The organism is Mesobacillus sp. (assembly GCF_057785455.1).
In genome coordinates, this window is record NZ_JBYNSB010000027.1 from 52441 (window position 1) to 70598 (window position 18158).

Consider the following 18158-nt stretch of genomic DNA (forward strand, 5'->3'; position numbering starts at 1 on the left):
ATAATTCTACACCCGTTTTATTTCAAGTTATTCATAATCAACCAATCATAACAAATCACCAGCAATACTCTGATTTGAATAGTCCTAAACACACCTTTAAAAGGAACCGGAAATGGTTCCTTTTTTCATTGACACAAGTCCAAAATAAAATAAAGACTTATAAGCAGGGAAAATGAAGTGTAGTGTTAAATTAACCTATAAAAAACCAGAGGTGCATTATGGCTAAAAAGATAAAAGTAGATCTTCCGAAAATACCGGCCTATTTAGATGAGGTAAATCCTGATGGTGAAATTCTTGATGATTACAATGAATTCGTTAATGCGGAAATGGATGGCGGCCAATTGGACCATGTAACCGAGGAAAAAGTGTATTTTTCAAAGGTCCATTTTAAAAATACATCATTTTCGGAATCTGGCTTTAATAAAATTGATACAGTTGATGTCATCTTTGAAAATTGCAATCTCTCTAATACCAAGTTAACTAATGGCATTTTTCACCGTGTATTATTTAAAGAATGCAAGCTTCTTGGTGCTGACTTTTCTGATACCACACTCGGGCATGTAACCTTCGAAAATTGTGATATTAATTTAAGTGATTTTACGGATTCGAACCTCAAAAACGTTCGCTTCACGCAGTCAGCTTTGGATAATTCGAACTTCTACGGGTGTGAACTCAAGAATGTAGACTTTAACCATTGTGAACTGAACAACGCTGATTTTACCGAAACTGAACTGAACGGCATCGACATAAGTACATGTTCCTACGAGCAGCTGAACGTCTCTTTGGAAAAATTGAAGGGCTGTATCGTGTCATCCCATCAGGCGATTGGGTTTTCAAAGCTCCTTGGATTACAGGTAAAGGAGTGAAGCCTTTGTTCCCAGCCCAGACTGCGAGACTGGGGTTTTAAAGATACAGCATTAATAGTCTTAAAAGAAATGGGGGAATTCACTTGCTTTCTTTCCGAAGCATCGATTTAAAGAGAGATTCTGAGACTATTGTAAAATTCAGACGAGATTCGTATGTTGTTAGTTTTGGTGATGACCGCTTATTTGGCGATGACAACGAATATTTAGCCAGGATCACTGCCAGGCTGTTGAAATTTCCTGGCGGACTGGTCATTGTCGAAAAGGATGGCCAACCCGTTGGCCAAATTGAAATGCAAATCAGGGAAGAGGAGAAAAGGTTTGGATATGTGAACTTATTCTATCTAATGCCTGCATACCGCGGAAAAGGATATGGTGCTGAATTAATTGCCTATGCGGAGCAATACTTCCGTAAAAATGGAATAAATGAATACCAGCTAAGAGTATCAGCATCCAATGTAAGGGGAATTGCTTTTTACAAGAAGCATGGATTTGAGCTGCTGGGAGCAGAGGAGGAAGATACTCACCCCCGCTACAAAATGAAAAAGGCCATAACCTAAGCTCCCCACAAACTCCAGTGCAATTGTCCAAGCAGGCTGACTATCTCGTGAATATAGTAGTAAAAACACTATTTTATGAGAAGGTGAGACAATGAAAAGCTTTATTCAATGCTGTATTGGAGCTGGACTGGCTTTGCTGGGTTTTATTGGGATCGGGTACGGGATTGGTGTTGCTGGCGCAGCAGCTCTGGAAAGTATAGCGAGACAGCCTGAGGCTGCAGTGACCATCACGAATGTCCTTTTCTTTTTAATTATCATTCCTGAACTGATTTTGGCGTTTTTATTGCTGAAGGCTGTGAAGTGGATTCATCATTGTGGCGATCATAGAGATTAAATTGAGAGTAGTGGCTGTTCGCCAGCCACTACTCTTTTATTTTATATTCGTGCTTTTTATATTTGAACATGGCTGCAATACCTAGTAATGGACCTATAGCCAAAAAGGTAAAGACCCATTCCCATCCGATTGTTTTTTGTAAAACTGGCACAAGGTTGATAGAGAAAATGGTGATCAGGAAACCAATGCACATTTGGAAGGTAAGGGCTGTTCCTATATATTCCGCTTCTGCGACTTCAGAGACTGCTGCTGAGAATTGTGCGGAATCTGCTATGACTGACATGCCCCAGATAAAAGAGAGGACCAGGGTCAGCCAGATAAAATGTCCAAATGTAAACCCAATGGTAAGGGCACAAATTCCGCTAATAAACATTGAGTAAATGGTGAGATTCGCCCTTCCGATTTTATCGGATATGATCCCGCCGATAACACAGCCAATTGCACCTGCAATGCCAATAGAAACAAATGAGGATAGGGCAATCAGCCAAGCGGATATTTCTGGGTGGTAGAGTCTTAGACTTGCTGCCAAAAAGGCGGGGAGCCATGTCCACACAGCATACAGTTCCCACATGTGGCCGAAATATCCGTAATTCGCCAGCATGACTGGCTTATTGGCAACCACCTTTTTGATTAATTTAAATGAGAAAGGCATTTTATTCAATTCTTCTGGTGCATCCTCTAAAATCCACAAGACGATGCCTGCTGCCAATAAGGCCAGTATGGAACTGCAAATGATCACAAGCCGCCAATTTAATGAAGAAAAAAACATCACCACAAAATGTGGCAAGGAAGAGCCGAGTGTTAATGCAGCGATTAAGATTCCAATCGCAAGACCACGTTTTTTCGGGAACCACTGCGATAAAATTTTAACGGCTGTTGGGTAAATACCGGCAAGGGTCACTCCAGTCAGTACCCTTAGCAGGACGCCGATAACAGCATGGTCAGCGAGAATGATCAATCCGTTTAAAATGGATCCAATAAGCGCTGATAGGGCAAGGATCTTCCGCGGATTATAGCGATCAGCCATGCCAAAATAGGAACTAATCAATGCTCCAATCACAAAACCTATCGGCACAGAGGCGGAAAGCCATGCTTCAAAGTCTGCCTGTATATTCCATTCATGAATCAGCTGCGGTGCAATCACTGAAGCACTGAACCAAAGGCTCAAAGCAAATAGTTCTGCCAATCCAATCCACAATAAAGCCCGCCACGAACCATTAATCATAGTAGCCCTCCGGTTCTTTTACACTATAATATGCTTTTGATAAATGGTTTCATTCCTTGCGATAACCCGCACAAATCAGCCCAAAATAAGTCGGTGCTTCATAGGACAAAAACTCAGCGCTTCTCTCCTCGACAGGAATCGCACCTGCCAAAATCAATGTTTGCCAGATCCCATCCGGTTTCGCATCCTCGATAAAATCAGCAGCAAAATCAGCCATTTTTTCTAGCTGATTATTTTTGATCAGTTCGACAGCTTGTTCATCGAATGCGCGTGCGGCAGGGTGAAATCCATATGGACCGTTATCATCATGGGCGTGGGCCCAGTCGCAGCTGGCGATCAAGCCAACTCGTCGGCCGAAAGAGGAAACAGCCTTTCTCAGCGACTTCCCGAAATCGATATGCTGCTGGAAAGAAAGCTCCCGCGAAGGAGTGATCACGACAATCGGTACTTCTGGCATGAAGCGAAGCGGAACAATGGCGCCCCAATCGAGCGGCAGGCAGGAGATAGGCCCCGCAGATGTGCCGAAATTAATCGTTGAAGCCGGCAGATTCTTCTTACAGGCTTCATCATGAATCGCTTCAGCCAGCTCCCGTGCCACCGGTCTTTCCATTTCATAATTAAGATTGTTTTCCTGCCAGGAGCCGAGCATCCTTTCGGAATCGGCAATCGAGAAACGGCCATTGATTCTGGTGCCATGAGGGGTGAGAACGATTATATAGTCTGGACTGGCCGACTGCATGAGACTGCCAAGCTTCTTCATGTTTTCCCGTGTCACTGACATGCGTCCTGGATCTGAGCCTTGAAGTTCTGGAATGAGTTCGCCTCCATGAGGGGCAATGCAGGCAAAGACGAATGGGTTCATTCATATGTACCACCTTTTTATGAGTTATATAACAAATTGGATAGTGAGCAGCCTTTTTCCTTCATTAAAATGAAAAAGGAGCCTTCGATGGAAAAGTAGATGAAGGTATGTAGAGGTGATACGGAAATATAATTTAATAACCGGCAAGATAAGGAGAGAGATAGATGAAGTCCAATTCATTGATGATATTCAGTTTTATCGTAATCTTCTTTTGTGGATGGTGGATATTTGATTATATGAGCCGTGACGGGGAATTTGTAAAATGGAGTCATGCTGCCGCAGGGATTGAACAATTTGCAGATGGAAAAGTGATATATCTTGGCTACAGTTTTATGTGGGAAGGAATAGGTAAACCAGAGATTCAAAAACTTGAGTTCATTAAAAAGGACGGTACCATTGTAGGGGAAGAGGATGATGAACTTCACCTCCAACCTTTTATAGCCACCACGAATACGATTGGAGTACTTGATGAAGAGTACGTATTGAATGATGAGCTGAACAATGATTTTGCCAATGTGAACGGTTATCAGGTCAATGGTGATTTTCATCTGGTGTTACGTGTAAAAGGTGATGGCATCCGTGAAGATAATGATATAGAGACAGTAAGCATCACATACAAAAAATATGGGATTACACAAATACAAAACCTACCCTTCGATGAAGGGATCATTATGGATAACAATTAATATTTAAACGCACAGACTATCTGTGCGTTTTCGCTTTTTATGAGAAGTCCCCAAAGGAAATTAATTTCCCAACCACAATTAGGTCCTTCCACCCTTACCCAATTTTAGGAAAATTTTAATAATAGATTCATATTAAATTAATAGTCTTTCACTAGCATAGAAGCTGTACTACATAGCTGCTGAAAAAATAGAGGAGGAGAATGATGAAAACGAAATGGAAGAGTAGAATTGCGCCGCTTGCCCTCTCCGCCACTTTGGTAACCAGTATGATAGCACCTGGTATCACTTCCGCGTTGGGGCCATTTGAGTTGGCGTCGACAATTGTCCAAACGCCAATTAACCAGTATCAGGCGAATCTCGCACCCGGTGTAAAGGAGAAGCATTACAGCTTCGTAGGTAATGAAGGAAAGAAGCTTGAAAGTTTTGTAGTCGAAGTCGATATGCAAAATCCAACGGTATCTATTGAAGCGGGAATGCCGAATGATGGAACTTCCTTTGGTTTACAGCCAGTGAGGCAGCAGGCGAACGCGGCAAACAAAGAGAATCATCAGGTGGTGGCAGCCGTAAATGCGGATTTTTACAATATGGCTACCGGTGAACCGCTGGGCTACGTGTACAAGGATAGACAAGCAGTAAAGGGTCAATCCTCCCCTGGGCAGGAGTTCTTTGCAATTACAAAATCAGGGAAGGCTGTCATCGGGACACCAGCGGAATTTGAAGCAATCAAGGGTGATGTAGAGGAAGCGCTTGGTGGGAATGCGATTCTTGTAAAAAACGGCCAAGTCTATCAAACACCTCAGACAGGAGCCGAGAAGGAGCCGCGGACGGCAGTAGGGATCAAGGCAGACGGTGACGTATTTTTTGCCGTGATTGATGGGCGGCAGGAGCCTTATTCAGCAGGGATTTCAATGCCTGATCTGGCTCAGCTGATGATTGATCTCGGAGCTGTTACCGCACTGAACCTGGATGGCGGCGGCTCATCAACATTCACGACGCGTGAGCTTGGCGGTGATCAGCTTGAGGTGGACAATAAGCCTTCAGATCGAACAGAAAGAAGCGTGGCAAATTCATGGCTGATTGTGACAGAGGAGCCTTCAGACCATATTTTTGCTTCAGCTCATATAAAGCCTTATGACCAATCTTTTACACCAGGTTCGACAATCAATTTTACCGCTCTTGGACGTGACAAGTCGATGGCGCCAGCTCCATTGCCGGATGCAGCTTTAACCTGGGAGCTGTCTGACCCTTCATTTGGGGAAATTGCGGAAAATGGAACCTTTGTATCAAGCGGGAAAACTGGCCAGTTCTTCGTGCTGTTAAAACAAGAAGGGAAAGAAGTGGGCAGAAGCATAGTCGAGATTGCAAGGCCTGATGAAATGTCGTTCAGCTCTGCGGAAATGACCGCAGCAAGAAACAGTGGTATTAATCTCGGTTTAACCACCAGTTTTCAAAAACGCGAAGTAGACTGGAACCTGGAGGATATCGAATTTGAAATCCCTGAAGGCATGGGGACGATCGATGAGGAAGGTGTTCTCCATACAGGCAGCCAGAATATTGCTGGCATAATCACCGCACGCCTTAAGGGGACGAGCCTCTCAGCGCACCTGAAGGTTTCTGTTGGCAAGCTGCCAGAAGTGATGTTCGATTTTGAAGCTGATCTGGGCTCGTGGAAAACTTCAACTGCCAACCGAGGTGAAAAGGGGACATTAGGATTATCCAAATACCCAGAACCAGTTCGATTCGGGAACCAGTCATTAAAATTGGATTATGACTTCACGAATTCACAGGTAGGAACCACATTGGGAGTGTATGCAGGACCAGGCTCGAACATCATGATCAACGACAACCCTACTGGAATTGGCATGTGGATCTACGCGACACCGGAAGCTCAAGGCTACTGGCTCAGAATGATGGTTGTGGATGGGAATAACAAAAACCAAACAATCAACCTAACAGACGAGAAGCCGGGGATTGACTGGACAGGCTGGAAATACGTTGAGGCTGAAATTCCTGCCTCCTTCACTGGTCCGTTCAAACTTTCCGGAACACAGGCAATCCGGATGATGTCGACGAAATCCGGAATCACCGGTCCGATGACCAAGGGAGCCATTTTTGTTGATAATATTCGCGCTGTCTATGGTGAAAAAATGGATGACCTGTACCCGCCAGAAATTACGTCGGTGAATGTGGATGGCAAGGATTTTACAACCAGCACGGTGAACCTGAGGGCCGAAGTCAATGAATATCAAGATGATCCTTTCAAGACAGGGATTGATTGGGAAAAAATCAATCTGTTTGTGGACGGGAAGAATTATGCCGGTGCAGAAGGCCATTTTTCCTATGATATGGACGGTTCCGTATCATTGAGCGGGTTAAAATGGGCCGATGGCACCCACAAGGTTACACTTATGGTGCCTGATCAATTTGGAAACCAGGCGATCAAGACGGTTTATTTTACCGTTAACACACAATCAGCTAAAGTCGAACTCCAGCATGAAAAACAGCAGGCATTACTTGGAGATGTGTTCAGCCTGAAAGTAAATGTTGTAAAACCAAAGGAAATATCCGGCTCGGATTTAAGACTTCAGATTAATAAAAACTTCCCTGTTGAAGGTGTAGAGTTTGGAGAAGGTTTTAAATCGAGCACTTACAGCTATGATGATCAAACAGGCATTTTAGAAATGAATTTGGTGAATAGCGGAGCGGCTGCAGAAACGGTTGAAGCCGCTGATATTAAACTCAGGGTGCCAGCTTCAACTAAGGAAGGAAGTACCCTGGAGTATGAGATAGTAGAAGGAGATATGAACTTTAATCCTCCAAAAGAAGCTAGCTTTGTCTCCTCCTACTCTATGAAACCAGCAAGTGTTGAAGTGGCAGGGGCATTCAAGGTTGAGGGAGAGGCGATCCTTATTGGCAAGCCATCCGTTTTTACAATCAAAAATAACGAGAACGATGCAGTGGAAGATGTTGAATTATATGCAAACATTGAAGGAAGCAGTGAACCTGTTTTACTTGGGAAAACCGACAGCGAAGGCAAAATAACAGTTGAGTCGATTACAAATGATGTAAAGAAAATTGCGCTGTATGCTGTTAAAGACGGGAAATATTCTTTTAAATGGTCTACCCAAACATATCCTGCACTGGCCGCCAAAGATGAATTGAAAAATCTCATCTCTACTCCAACTGGCGACCCGTACAAGCAAAAAGCTTTTACATGGATGTCCAGTCCGTTGGCTAAGCAGAAAACCCTGGTCCAGTATGCAAGAAAACAGGATTATGACAGAAAGGGCATTGCAGCACTGCTAACAGCAGAAGGCTCATCAAGCCAACAGGTATTTTCCGGTGAGCTGGACATCGCCAAGAATGGCATCATCAGAGTGAACGAAGTAAAAATGGACAGATTACAGCAGGATACCACCTATGTTTACCGGGTCGGTAATGGTGAGAACTGGACTGAATTAGAAGAATTCACGACATTAAAAAGAAAGCAAAGCTTTGAGTTCGCTGTGCTTGGAGATACGCAATCACCAGCGGATCTGAGCGATTTCAACAAAATCCTTGGCCAGCTGAAGGATAAGGAGCCGGCTTTTATGATTCATGTTGGAGATTTGATAGATGAGTCGTCCAAGTTTAGGCAGTGGGATGATACACTTAAATTGCTCAGCCAATTTGATGGAATCCGCGAAACTGATTTTGTCGGGACATTAGGGAATCATGAGTATATGGGCGATGCCGATGGCAGTCTTGCCAAAGCGATTTTCAATTCACCTGAAAATGGACCGGCAGAAGACATGGGCGGTACTTACTCAGTCGATTACAATAACATGCACATCAGTGTACTTGGCTACACGGACGATGCGAACATATTGGACAAACAGCTTGCGTGGCTGAAGCAGGATGTGAAGAATTCGGATAAGCCGTGGAAAATCTTAGTCACACACAAACCGCCATACTTCACGAATCCGTTCGGCGGCAATGCGGTCGTGAAGGAAAAACTGCCTCCGGTTGTCGATGAATTGGGAATCGATATCGTCTTCTCTGGACATGACCATTCCTATGGCAGGACAAAAAAGCTGAAGGCAGGCAATGAGGATTCAAACGGTACGGTATATGTCGTTGCCGGAACCACTGGAAAAAAACATTACGATGCCGTAGCTGATGAGAAATTCGAGTACGTCAATATGGAAAACATTGCGGTCTCCATGCAGGCAAAAGTAGATAAAGACAAAATTATTTTTACGACGATTACTTCAGATGGGGAAGTGATCGATGAGTTTACGGTTGTGAATGAGGAGTATGATTTGGAGGAATAGCAGGAAGAGGTGCAAGGCTTATGCGGCCTGGCACCTCTTTTTGGATTCTTGCTTGGCCTTATATACATAGAAAATCCTTCCCAAAATACTTACTTCCCAATTGAGTAAAAATATGTATAATTTAAAGGCTGTGAATTTTTTTGTCTAGGGGGAAACGGAATGATAGTTGAGGCAAAACAATATACCGTACGTGGGTTGAATTACATAATCAGATCAGCTTTTGAGCAGGACGCGAAAAGTCTTTCTGAAGTCCGCCTGCAGATTGATGGTGAAACAGAGAATATGGATCGTGAACGGGGCGAGGCGTTCATTGATGAACAGGGCTTCAAGCAGGTTATTAAAAATGATAGTGAAGCAGCCCATAATATATTTTTAGTCGCAGAAGTGAATGGACGCATTGCAGGTTTTTCCAGATGTGCAGGCAATAATCTGAAAAGAAGTGCACACAGGGTCGAATTTGGTGTAGGGGTGCTGGAGGAGTTCTGGGGATATGGAATTGGCAAGAAGCTCCTGGAACAATCCATCCAATGGGCCGACTCCAATGGGATCAGGAAGATTTGCCTTCAAGTTCTGGAGACAAATGAGAAAGCGGCCGAGCTCTATAAAAGATACGATTTTGAGGTTGAAGGCGTCCTGAAAGAAGACAAGCTGCTTTCGGATGGCAAGTTTTATAATACGGTCGTAATGGGCAGGGTAAAGAGGTAAGTGTGGTACTGCTATAAGTCGTATTCCAACAGTGGAGTTAGCAGGTGGTTCCTCCCAATAATGTCCTACTGGTGAAATATCGGCAGTTACTGGTGAAATAATCATAGTTACTGGTGAAAAAACGTGAGTTACTGGTGAAATAATCACACTTACTGGTGAAAAAGATATTTCCTCACGAAAAAAACTATCTGGGTTGAGGGTAGAACATCATTAATAGACTGAATTTAGGCAAACGGACCTCATAAATTTCATTTTCAAACCGAAAAATCAGAAAAAAGTATCCAAAACGGTTGTTTACAAAGGCAGAAGTGAGCATCCGATTTGCGCACCCCGTTATCGAGCACAGATGTTTGACTCCAAGCTGATACGGTGGATATAAATGACACCACCCACAATAAATTTGATTTTAACAGGGAATAAAACCAGCGCAGCAGGGATTAAAGGGTATGTTTCTGATGTATTGAAGAGTTTGGGTATCACTCTTCACCATTATTAAATATTTGTTGTTGTTTTCCTTTAAGTTCCGGTGATTTCCTCATCATTTCGCGCTGGTTTTCGTCAATGCGGGTATCCCAAATACTATATTTAACTTTGTTTTCCTGGCTTTTGTCTTGGCCTGACATGGTATTCACCTCCGTCTTAATATTTTGCATTAAATAGATTGGTACTATGCAGCTTTTGAATATAAAAAGGATAGATCAAGCTCAAAGCTTAAATCTATCCTTAATTAATAGTTCAATCCTTCTGTCCTGTATAAATGTGCACGGCATCCCTTAGGAATTTCGCTGCACCTTTATGCTCTTTCTCATAGTACTGGGCAAAGCGTTCGTCATCTACATACATTTGCGCTACGCCTGCATGTGCTTCCTTTGAATAGTGCTCCCAGTAGAAGCAAAGCCATTGGCGGTGCAGGTCTGCAGCCTTCTGGGCGATCTCCCCGGCTGGATCACCAGTCAGAAATGCTTCATTAAGAGTGTTCAAAATCTTTTCTCCTAGCTGTTCTGCTTCTGCATACTGTGCCTTGGACATATTTTTGAACTTTTGATTTGATTTTTCAACTTGTTCTTCGCCATACTTTTCACGGATTTCGTCTCCGTATTTCTTTTCATTATCCTCTATCATTTTATCCTTAAAGGCTTCGAACTTTTCTTCATTGCTCATATTCAATCTCCCTTCCCTATAAGCCAGTGTTTTCTCGACATTGGCGATCAATTGATCTAAACGCTCTTTCTTTGCCAGGAGTTTTTCATGGTGATGCTCCAGCGCTTTTGTCTCATTAAAGGCGGGGGAGGTGATGATTTTTTTGATGCTTTCAATATCCACTTCAAGCTCTCTGTAAAAGAGAATTTGCTGCAGCCGATCTACTTCTGCTTCTCCATATATGCGGTACCCGGAAGAGTTGATTCTTGCCGGCTTAAGAATTCCAACTTCATCGTAATACCGCAATGTCCTGCTCGTTATCCCAGCCATTTTTGCAAGCTTTTGAATCGTATATTCCATGCTGTCACCTCCTGACAATTATACTTTACACGTTGACGTAACGTTAATGTAAATAGGTTTTATAAAAAAAATAAAAAGCAGTGGGAAAGAATTCGCCACTGCTCTACGATTCAACTATCAGCTTCGTCCAAGGCCGCGTCTGAATGCACGGAGGTGATTTTTTGACGCATTCCCCAAATTGGCGAAAACATTTTTTACATCCTGTGGCAGGTTGGGGATGCCAGCCAGCTTTTCATACATGGCGATATTTTCTACTTCTCCATCGACGCCCTGCTGGAAGGCTTCTTTCAAAGTAGCCGGAGCGGTTACATATTGTGCTGCCGTATCCTGGGGGATTTTTATATTATACTTTTGAAACAGGCTAACCAGTGCTAAAATATGCTGCTGCTCTGCAGCTTTAATATTGCTGAACGGCCTGATGGAACCAAATTTATTGATTATGGCATCATATCTTGACTGGGCGAGGTATTCATCCTCGATGGCATAGATAAGTGCTTCTTCAAGCGTAATGGAAGAATCCTGAAGCGCGCCTTTTGCGCCGAAATCAGCAGGAATTGCAGGTGCTGCAAGTACCTGGCTGCTTGTAAATAAAAGCAAAACGGCAAATGTCAGTAATAGTTTTTTCATGATGTTCGCTCCTTTAAAATGGAAATTGTTCTTTTACATTTTTTCCTAAAAGGTATGGAACATGCAGAAAAAGCTATGGGTTCATTTTTAAAAGTTTTTTCGCTATAATGGACTTATCTTTAAATAGGAGACGATTTCATGCTTTCAAATATAGGTTTTCCAGGCTTAATTCTTATTCTAGTAATTGCACTGATCGTATTTGGTCCAAACAAATTGCCTGAAATTGGACGAGCAGTAGGAAAGTCAATGAGAGAATTCAAGAATGCGACGCAAGGACTGACTGATGATATCAAGAAAGAACTCAGTGATGATGAAAAAGATAAAAAGTAAAAAAAGGAGCTGCCAATGAATTTGGCAGCTTTTGTTGTGGAAGGACACTGGTTCCGATATATCCGAAAGTTCGAAACCAGGATAATAACAATAGTTATATTTATTTATGTTTTACTTTATAAATTATAGATGCCAGGACATTCGTGAGAAAAAAATGCCATTTCCCTGCGCGTTTTCATGAAGAATGAGCTCGCCGGCATTCACATCGTCGTACATTTCACTTTATTTTTTCCTAAGGCTTTATATTTTCGTTCCTGTTCCTTGATAGATGTTAGATAACGATATTGAAACGGCAATAGTATAAGTGAAATCAAAATATAGATTGCGAGTATCCCTATAAAGATATTGAGTGTCATAAAGCTTGCCCTCGAATTCTATTAACCGTTCATTAATCTACGAATTAAAAAGGAAAAAGTCCAATTCATTTCCTGAAATGCATATGAATGGCGGAGAGCAGCATGAAAATTCCATTCAAAATATAAAGCCCCGTGAAAATAACTGCCAGGATTCCAGCTCCCCAGCCTCCTTCATCCCATATAGCAACGAACATTAAAGTAGCAAAAAAGATAACAGGGGTGAGAAGAAGGAAGAAGACTCCACCCCAAATCCTTTTCTTTAAATGTCCTTTGGTGTATTTGATAGTGAAATAATTGGCCATGCCGAACAGTATCATTTCCAAAATCAGTGTTAAGGACATACCGATTGCATCAGACATGGAGATCTTCCTTCTTTTTATTAAATTTGAGGATGAACGCAAAAATAAACGAAACGAATGTGCAAAGTCCAATTGCTCCTGAGAGTGTTCCTATTCCTATTCCCGCCCATGGGTCTGCCAAAGCTGCCACTATGAAGCTTGCAATCAAGCCAACAGCAGCAAGGCCAAGACTTAGGAAGGAAGGCATAAAGGTCTTTTTCGGGCTGAAATACAAGGTCAGCAGCAAGAGTAAGATGGTGTAGAGCAAACCTATGGTCCCGCTGCTGATAACATAATCAATAGCTTTCATAATGAGATTTCCCCGGGAAGTTACTGGAATATCAAGAGCGACTTCCTTCACATCGAGATTTTGCAAATCCACAGTCATTAACTTGAATTTTTCCGGATTCTGAGGCCAGTTCGTATGCTGTAAGAAAAGAATTTTTTCCTCTTGGTGATAAAAAACTGGAGATACGACAGCTTTCTTCAGCTTGGTTAATTGTTGTGTTTCTCCATTTTGCAAATTTCTCATAAAAAGCTCATATTCATAAAGGGAGGAATCCTCAGATTCCTTAGAAACCGAAGTGTAGGCAACTGAGGTCCCTGAAGGTGAGATGCTCAGATAAAAGGGCTCTGATGGCATCTCCTTGGTTAACTTTGAAAAGGAAACTTCAGCTTTATCAATATCGTATTCGTATAGGTCAGTAAAGTCCTTGAAAAGGATTTTGCTGCCATCCTCGGTTAAAATCAGACTTTCCACAGATAAACGTTTTTGGTCAGTCAGCTTTTTTAGCTTACTGCCTTCTTCTTGAACAGAATATAAATCGTACCCCACATTACTCCGTTCTTCCCAGTTTTTAAAATCGTCAGCTGGCATCGCGACGAAATAGATTTCCTTGCCATCCTTCGAAAAAATAGCTTCAGACACATGATAGCCTGCCTGCGATAATTTAGTAGGATTCTTGCCGTCCTTGTTGACAATAAATAATGATTGGATGTTATCAGAGTCCTGTTCAAAATAGAGAAGCATGCTGCCGTCAGGTGAGAATATAGGCTGACGGTGCCTTGAGTCAACAGGTTCCGAGATCTTTTTACTGTTAGTGCCGTCAGCATCAGCTGTGTAAATGGCTTCGCTGCCTTCTTCAAAATAAGAAAAAGCAATTTGCTGGTCATCGCTTGCAATTGAAACTTTGTCGCCAAGACCAGTAAAGTATTTATATGGATCTCGGTCACTTAAAGACAAATATAATATCGAGACTATCATGAGGGCAGCTGTTAGAATAATCGCTGTTATCAATGATTTTTTTCTCAAAATATCGCAACCTCCTTTTTATTATGTATAACCACAAAACTAATATAGTGTAATTTTACACTAAAAGGAAGCATTTTCATGGAAAAATTTATAAAATTTTTAATTACCGACTTAAATAGGACAGAGGCGAGAGTGGTAAAATAAAGATATGAAGGAGTTCACCAGGGGGTGGAAGAGATGTATGGAAGTGAAAGGTCGATGAGATCGCACAATGACAATCGAGTAAAGTACATTACGAAAAGGGCACAAATCAAGAAGGAGCAAGTCTTCTCCTCAAATCATGAAGAAGGCTGTGATTGGATTGTTGCTCCCCGAATCCCTCATACTTCTGCAAAAGGATATCCTCCAGCACACAGCAGCCTTCGAAATTGCAAACAAAACCATCATAAACGGCTGAATGCCAAGCTGGCCAAACAGTCCGGAAATTACTTTTAAATATGGGGTAGTATAGGTATATAAAAATGATAAAAACTGAGTTCGAACTAAATATAATGAATCAATATTGGATGGAGCCAGCAGAATATGATCTATGTTCACACGGTGAAATATACCTAAAGGTCAACGACACAATTATTACTGAGCCTCTAGTAAATGAATCATGGGGAATCAGTGAGTCAGCATTGGCTTTGTTGAGGACCCTTGACGAAAATATTCAATCCAATCCTGTGGATGGGGATGGATTGATCTTGCATGGCTGTGGTCTAGAATTGATGGTCAGCTGCCCGATTTCTATCCATTGGTCAGTCAGCCACTGTAATGGCGAAGTACGTCTATCACAATTTGCGAAGGTGGAAACGACTAATCCAGAGACTGGCACACAAGAGTATACGGGTTTAGAGGTAATATTAAGCCTGATTGATTATAAGAATCGAGTTTTAACTTTTGCCAAGGATGCAAAGGACTTATTTGATAAATCACCTGTGAAGAAATTCGGCGAAGAATACGATCGCCAAATGTATGAACGATTTTGGACTGAATTTAATAAAAGGCTAAAGAAATTCTCAACATAAGCAAAAAGCCCATCCGATAGCAGGAAGGGCTTTAATATTAATTAACTTCAACGGTTTTTTCAGTATGGTCGTGAATTTCACCTTTTTCAACGTGAATTTTCACGTGGTAGGTGCCTTTTGATTTAAATGTGTAATTTGCAGTATATTCACCGGCAGAGCTTTCTTTTGTCTCAATAAATTCATGTTTTGGCTCGTTTTCTCCCCAGATTTCATAACGGACAGCAGCTGCTTGCAGCGGCTCATCCGTTTGAGTCAGGTGAACGGTTAACTCTGTGGATTGATTCATGCTAATGGGTGAGTGGACGTGAAACTCAAAGCCCACCGTGCTGCCATGATGATCACTGTGTTCATGTTCACCAGCTGCATCTTCATGGTCTTCATGGTCATGTTGAGTCCCAGATTGGCTGGAGTCATCTTCTTCAATACCTTCAACTGTGACTTCCTCTTTCGGCATACTGTGCAAGGAATTCGCAGTTGTGTGGGCTACTATTAAATAGTTCCCGCCTTCTTTGAATGCTTTCTTGATGGAATACGTTCCATTCTTCTCATTATGTGCCTGCAGCATTTCATGTTCATCCTGCCCCGACTTCCAGATCTCAAACTTTACCTCATCGGCATCTTTGATTTTTTCTTTTCCCTGAACGACGTGGGCTTCAATTGAGATTTCTTCGTTAGCCTTGATTTTCTCTGGTGTATGGATTGTTACTTCTAAAAGCTCCGGTGTTATATCTTCAGACTTTTTTGATGTGTCTCGATTATTGGAACACGCAGCTAAAATTATGGATAAAGCAGTAAAGATAAGCAGAAATTTTTTCATTCATCAATATCTCCATTCATATGATTTAGGATTCATTCAATTCTAATATGCAAATGTGATAAATGTATGAAAATCGGAACAGTATTGGAACTGGAGATAAAAAATGGAGCAATAAGGTTTAATTAATATGGCAATATGTTAGAATTGGTAATAAATTCAATTTCGGATATAGCTATGTAAATCGCTGTAAAGGAGATGCCAATGAAGCTAGATTACAAGAGGAAGAAGGTTCAGGAGAGATACAAGGAAGCTATAAGGAATAAAAACGAAAACACAAAACGTTCAATCTTAATAAATATTATTTCTATTATTGTAATTGTAATGTTTATTCTAAATTTGTATATTAAATGGCTATGAACTGAGTGGTATTGATTATAAACATATTGCAAGAATGTTTGGGTCAAGGAGAGGTGATTATGGAAGTAAGAAGAGTTGGTCTCAAGTATATTTTTTTATTCTTCGGTATAGGTGTGGTTGTCATGTACTTGTTGGGTAAGTCTGCAAACCACTATAATTGGGATTATGTTTTTAATATAATGGTAGGTTCCTATCTGGGATCCACCATCAAGAAGGGCTGGAAGAAAGTATTGTTGATCGCTATTCCGGCTTGGGTTGTATTGTGGGTAGTCGCCTATCTAGTTGATGAAATGACGGTTAATCCAGTGTCCATAATTGTTATGGTTTCCGGTGTTCTGTTCGGTTTTATATTTGGGAAGTTTGGAGAGGGAAGGTTTTTAGAACCCACCAAAAAGTTAGATAATTAAGGGAGTTGGAAAAAACGGAGGCAAAATGTCCAAAATGCAATGACAGAATTTGCCCAGGGGACAGATTTTATGGCAACCAAACCGCTTGATAAAAAGTTGTCAACGGGTTCAAATAAGATTTATACTTTTTGCTTAAACTGTGGAGAGATTATTTCAACACGAGTTGAACAACCGCAAAAGTTCAGGAAGTAATCTAAGTTTACATAACACATTTTATAGTTAACTTGGGGTGATTAGTTTTGAAAAATGAGCGCAACATCGTTATGTTCATTGCTGCCAGCCTGGATGGATACATCGCGAGGGAAGATGATTCGCTTGACTGGCTTTTTAAAGTTGAGGGAGAAGGCGACAATGGATACTCAAGCTTTTATGATACAGTCGATACCATTCTCCTCGGCAAGCGGACATACGACTGGGTAATGGAGCATGAGAACGGGAACTTCCCGTACAAGGACAAAGAATGCTATGTATTCACAAGGACTGCACATGAGGATACCGAATATGTAAAATTCTTTCAAGGGGATTTAGTTAATTTTACAAACGAGCTTAGAAGCAAAGAAGGCGGAAGGATTTGGCTCGTTGGGGGAGGCGAAATTATCCACAGCTTCCTGCAGGAGCGATTGGTGGATGAAATTATTGTTACGGTTGCCCCAGTTTTGATCGGTAAAGGCATCAAGTTATTTAATGAGCTGGACTTCGATACCGAACTTTCCTTAAAGGGAATACAGCAATTTGGACAGTTTGCAGAGCTGCACTATATTGTGAAAAAGTAGCACGGGGACGTTTCTCTTGCTTCTTTTTTTCGTCAAATAAAAATGTCCCTCCGCCAGCAGGCAGAGGGACAGATAGAAGGAGAGAAAAATTAGAGGTATTGAGTCAGCGACCCGCCATTGCCATAGTAGGTTATTGGTTAAAGGTGAAAGAGTAATGGGTAAATGTTCATTGGTTTGCCATTTGCCATTACATATCTACTATTAGATTGTAAAAGGTTCTCCTTCTATCCCTTGGAGGGGAGTCTCACCCCTCCAAGGCTTAAAAGTACTTTTCGCTGTCAAAATCCAGTTCAATTGAATAGTTTTTCGAATTGATCAGGTTGGACAGTCTGTTTGCATGGCGTTCTGCTTCCAAACCCTTAATGCGGTATGCCTCAGGATCAAAGGTTGCGACACGTACCATCGTCAGCGTTTCGTTATATGAGTAGGTGCTCTCTTCCTTGGAAGCAGAGCCGAACTCCTTAAGCTTTCTTGCTTTGGCGCGCAGCTGGGTGGCAAGCTCGATCGCTTCGACAATCGTTAAGGTTTCATTTTTAAAGACGATTTCATTGTCGATATTCGCACGGTACACGAGTTTGTCCAAAAGGCGAAAATCCTTTCGAACTTCCTCAATTTCCTTCTCAACCTCGGCAAGGGTCCGTGATTGCTTAGGAATTTCGGTGCCTTTTTCAATTGAAACAAAAGCCACACGATCCATTTCTTCCTCGAGCTCGCGGATTCTTTTGGCCAATACACTTTTAAGCTTCACGGCTTCAGCTAATGTTATTTTATTCACGGTCGTTC

The 18158-nt window shown here is 41.8% G+C and carries 21 protein-coding genes; 11 read left to right on the forward strand and 10 right to left on the reverse strand.

Going from position 1 to position 18158, the window contains the following annotated elements:
• The first annotated feature begins 218 nt into the window (after positions 1-218).
• From AC3EBE_RS10635 to AC3EBE_RS10645, 3 genes are all read left to right on the forward strand, one after another.
• Complete coding sequence (locus tag AC3EBE_RS10635; protein ID WP_488595007.1) at positions 219-866, forward strand: pentapeptide repeat-containing protein; 648 nt, start codon at positions 219-221, stop codon at positions 864-866.
• A gap of 83 nt (positions 867-949) precedes the next feature.
• Entirely contained in the window at positions 950-1423 is a 474-nt protein-coding gene (locus AC3EBE_RS10640) for a GNAT family N-acetyltransferase (RefSeq protein WP_488595008.1), read from the forward strand.
• 91 nt (positions 1424-1514) lie between these two features.
• Positions 1515-1757: a hypothetical protein gene (locus tag AC3EBE_RS10645; protein ID WP_488595009.1), complete on the forward strand. Its 243-nt coding sequence runs from the start codon at positions 1515-1517 to the stop codon at positions 1755-1757.
• A gap of 28 nt (positions 1758-1785) precedes the next feature.
• On the opposite strand, the gene AC3EBE_RS10650 is transcribed toward AC3EBE_RS10645, so the two are convergent.
• The gene (locus tag AC3EBE_RS10650) at positions 1786-2982 is read right to left on the reverse strand and encodes an MFS transporter (RefSeq protein WP_488595010.1); all 1197 of its coding nucleotides are present in this window, start codon (positions 2980-2982) and stop codon (positions 1786-1788) included.
• Positions 2983-3031: 49 nt separating this feature from the next.
• A complete protein-coding gene (locus tag AC3EBE_RS10655) occupies positions 3032-3844 on the reverse strand; it encodes a DODA-type extradiol aromatic ring-opening family dioxygenase (RefSeq protein WP_488595011.1) in 813 nt (270 codons plus the stop codon).
• 164 nt (positions 3845-4008) lie between these two features.
• On the opposite strand from AC3EBE_RS10655, the gene AC3EBE_RS10660 reads away from it, so the two are divergent.
• The 3 genes from AC3EBE_RS10660 (at position 4009) to AC3EBE_RS10670 (ending at position 9548) form a co-directional block, all read left to right on the forward strand.
• Positions 4009-4530 (forward strand): hypothetical protein, encoded by a 522-nt coding sequence (locus tag AC3EBE_RS10660; RefSeq protein ID WP_488595012.1) that lies wholly within the window; start codon positions 4009-4011, stop codon positions 4528-4530.
• 200 nt (positions 4531-4730) lie between these two features.
• The gene (locus tag AC3EBE_RS10665) at positions 4731-8843 is read left to right on the forward strand and encodes a phosphodiester glycosidase family protein (protein ID WP_488595013.1); all 4113 of its coding nucleotides are present in this window, start codon (positions 4731-4733) and stop codon (positions 8841-8843) included.
• 159 nt (positions 8844-9002) lie between these two features.
• Complete coding sequence (locus AC3EBE_RS10670) at positions 9003-9548, forward strand: GNAT family N-acetyltransferase (protein ID WP_488595014.1); 546 nt, start codon at positions 9003-9005, stop codon at positions 9546-9548.
• A gap of 476 nt (positions 9549-10024) precedes the next feature.
• Here the strand turns inward: AC3EBE_RS10670 and AC3EBE_RS10675 are convergent, their stop codons facing one another.
• The 3 genes from AC3EBE_RS10675 to AC3EBE_RS10685 all read right to left on the reverse strand — a co-directional run bounded on the left by AC3EBE_RS10675 (position 10025) and on the right by AC3EBE_RS10685 (position 11675).
• Positions 10025-10171: a hypothetical protein gene (locus AC3EBE_RS10675; protein WP_488595015.1), complete on the reverse strand. Its 147-nt coding sequence runs from the start codon at positions 10169-10171 to the stop codon at positions 10025-10027.
• A gap of 112 nt (positions 10172-10283) precedes the next feature.
• The gene (locus AC3EBE_RS10680; protein WP_488595016.1) at positions 10284-11048 is read right to left on the reverse strand and encodes a MerR family transcriptional regulator; all 765 of its coding nucleotides are present in this window, start codon (positions 11046-11048) and stop codon (positions 10284-10286) included.
• A gap of 117 nt (positions 11049-11165) precedes the next feature.
• Entirely contained in the window at positions 11166-11675 is a 510-nt protein-coding gene (locus AC3EBE_RS10685; protein WP_488595017.1) for a DUF2202 domain-containing protein, read from the reverse strand.
• A gap of 138 nt (positions 11676-11813) precedes the next feature.
• On the opposite strand from AC3EBE_RS10685, the gene tatA reads away from it, so the two are divergent.
• On the forward strand, positions 11814-12005 hold the full coding sequence (tatA, locus tag AC3EBE_RS10690) for a twin-arginine translocase TatA/TatE family subunit (RefSeq protein ID WP_488595018.1): 192 nt from the start codon (positions 11814-11816) through the stop codon (positions 12003-12005).
• A 123-nt stretch (positions 12006-12128) separates the two neighbouring features.
• Here tatA and AC3EBE_RS10695 read toward each other — a convergent pair whose 3' ends face one another.
• From AC3EBE_RS10695 to AC3EBE_RS10705, 3 genes are all read right to left on the reverse strand, one after another.
• Positions 12129-12221 carry a DUF3949 domain-containing protein gene (locus AC3EBE_RS10695; protein WP_488595019.1) on the reverse strand — a complete coding sequence of 31 codons (93 nt, stop codon included), beginning with the start codon at positions 12219-12221 and terminating at the stop codon, positions 12129-12131.
• Between the two features lie 205 nt (positions 12222-12426).
• Complete coding sequence (locus tag AC3EBE_RS10700; protein ID WP_488595020.1) at positions 12427-12720, reverse strand: hypothetical protein; 294 nt, start codon at positions 12718-12720, stop codon at positions 12427-12429.
• Positions 12713-14011 carry a hypothetical protein gene (locus tag AC3EBE_RS10705; RefSeq protein WP_488595021.1) on the reverse strand — a complete coding sequence of 433 codons (1299 nt, stop codon included), beginning with the start codon at positions 14009-14011 and terminating at the stop codon, positions 12713-12715. Before AC3EBE_RS10705 ends, AC3EBE_RS10700 begins: the two co-directional genes overlap by 8 nt.
• A gap of 177 nt (positions 14012-14188) precedes the next feature.
• Here AC3EBE_RS10705 and AC3EBE_RS10710 point away from each other — a divergent pair, with 177 nt between their 5' ends.
• Both AC3EBE_RS10710 and AC3EBE_RS10715 read left to right on the forward strand, forming a co-directional pair.
• Positions 14189-14446, forward strand: a complete 258-nt coding sequence (locus AC3EBE_RS10710) for a hypothetical protein (protein ID WP_488595022.1) — start codon at positions 14189-14191, stop codon at positions 14444-14446.
• Positions 14447-14472: 26 nt separating this feature from the next.
• Positions 14473-15021, forward strand: coding sequence for a hypothetical protein (locus AC3EBE_RS10715; RefSeq protein WP_488595023.1), 549 nt, complete (start codon positions 14473-14475; stop codon positions 15019-15021).
• A 37-nt stretch (positions 15022-15058) separates the two neighbouring features.
• On the opposite strand, the gene AC3EBE_RS10720 is transcribed toward AC3EBE_RS10715, so the two are convergent.
• Entirely contained in the window at positions 15059-15838 is a 780-nt protein-coding gene (locus tag AC3EBE_RS10720; RefSeq protein ID WP_488595024.1) for a FixH family protein, read from the reverse strand.
• A 416-nt stretch (positions 15839-16254) separates the two neighbouring features.
• Between AC3EBE_RS10720 and AC3EBE_RS10725 the strand changes: the two genes are divergently transcribed.
• On the forward strand, positions 16255-16602 hold the full coding sequence (locus tag AC3EBE_RS10725; RefSeq protein ID WP_488595025.1) for a hypothetical protein: 348 nt from the start codon (positions 16255-16257) through the stop codon (positions 16600-16602).
• 263 nt (positions 16603-16865) lie between these two features.
• Positions 16866-17375 (forward strand): dihydrofolate reductase family protein, encoded by a 510-nt coding sequence (locus AC3EBE_RS10730; protein ID WP_488595054.1) that lies wholly within the window; start codon positions 16866-16868, stop codon positions 17373-17375.
• Positions 17376-17634: 259 nt separating this feature from the next.
• On the opposite strand, the gene AC3EBE_RS10735 is transcribed toward AC3EBE_RS10730, so the two are convergent.
• On the reverse strand, positions 17635-18150 hold the full coding sequence (locus AC3EBE_RS10735) for a hypothetical protein (protein WP_488595026.1): 516 nt from the start codon (positions 18148-18150) through the stop codon (positions 17635-17637).
• Positions 18151-18158: the final 8 nt, after the last annotated feature.

What these genes read in the sequence shown, in the direction of transcription:
- AC3EBE_RS10635 (WP_488595007.1), top strand. Translation starts at nt 219, where the DNA reads ATGGCTAAAAAGATAAAAGTAGATCTTCCGAAAATACCGGCCTATTTA.
- AC3EBE_RS10645 (WP_488595009.1), top strand. Translation starts at nt 1,515, where the DNA reads ATGAAAAGCTTTATTCAATGCTGTATTGGAGCTGGACTGGCTTTGCTG.
- AC3EBE_RS10650 (WP_488595010.1), bottom strand. Translation starts at nt 2,982, where the DNA reads ATGATTAATGGTTCGTGGCGGGCTTTATTGTGGATTGGATTGGCAGAA.
- AC3EBE_RS10655 (WP_488595011.1), bottom strand. Translation starts at nt 3,844, where the DNA reads ATGAACCCATTCGTCTTTGCCTGCATTGCCCCTCATGGAGGCGAACTC.
- AC3EBE_RS10660 (WP_488595012.1), top strand. Translation starts at nt 4,009, where the DNA reads ATGAAGTCCAATTCATTGATGATATTCAGTTTTATCGTAATCTTCTTT.
- AC3EBE_RS10665 (WP_488595013.1), top strand. Translation starts at nt 4,731, where the DNA reads ATGATGAAAACGAAATGGAAGAGTAGAATTGCGCCGCTTGCCCTCTCC.
- AC3EBE_RS10670 (WP_488595014.1), top strand. Translation starts at nt 9,003, where the DNA reads ATGATAGTTGAGGCAAAACAATATACCGTACGTGGGTTGAATTACATA.
- AC3EBE_RS10675 (WP_488595015.1), bottom strand. Translation starts at nt 10,171, where the DNA reads ATGTCAGGCCAAGACAAAAGCCAGGAAAACAAAGTTAAATATAGTATT.
- AC3EBE_RS10680 (WP_488595016.1), bottom strand. Translation starts at nt 11,048, where the DNA reads ATGGAATATACGATTCAAAAGCTTGCAAAAATGGCTGGGATAACGAGC.
- AC3EBE_RS10685 (WP_488595017.1), bottom strand. Translation starts at nt 11,675, where the DNA reads ATGAAAAAACTATTACTGACATTTGCCGTTTTGCTTTTATTTACAAGC.
- tatA (WP_488595018.1), top strand. Translation starts at nt 11,814, where the DNA reads ATGCTTTCAAATATAGGTTTTCCAGGCTTAATTCTTATTCTAGTAATT.
- AC3EBE_RS10695 (WP_488595019.1), bottom strand. Translation starts at nt 12,221, where the DNA reads ATGTACGACGATGTGAATGCCGGCGAGCTCATTCTTCATGAAAACGCG.
- AC3EBE_RS10700 (WP_488595020.1), bottom strand. Translation starts at nt 12,720, where the DNA reads ATGTCTGATGCAATCGGTATGTCCTTAACACTGATTTTGGAAATGATA.
- AC3EBE_RS10710 (WP_488595022.1), top strand. Translation starts at nt 14,189, where the DNA reads ATGTATGGAAGTGAAAGGTCGATGAGATCGCACAATGACAATCGAGTA.
- AC3EBE_RS10715 (WP_488595023.1), top strand. Translation starts at nt 14,473, where the DNA reads ATGATAAAAACTGAGTTCGAACTAAATATAATGAATCAATATTGGATG.
- AC3EBE_RS10720 (WP_488595024.1), bottom strand. Translation starts at nt 15,838, where the DNA reads ATGAAAAAATTTCTGCTTATCTTTACTGCTTTATCCATAATTTTAGCT.
- AC3EBE_RS10725 (WP_488595025.1), top strand. Translation starts at nt 16,255, where the DNA reads ATGGAAGTAAGAAGAGTTGGTCTCAAGTATATTTTTTTATTCTTCGGT.
- AC3EBE_RS10730 (WP_488595054.1), top strand. Translation starts at nt 16,866, where the DNA reads ATGTTCATTGCTGCCAGCCTGGATGGATACATCGCGAGGGAAGATGAT.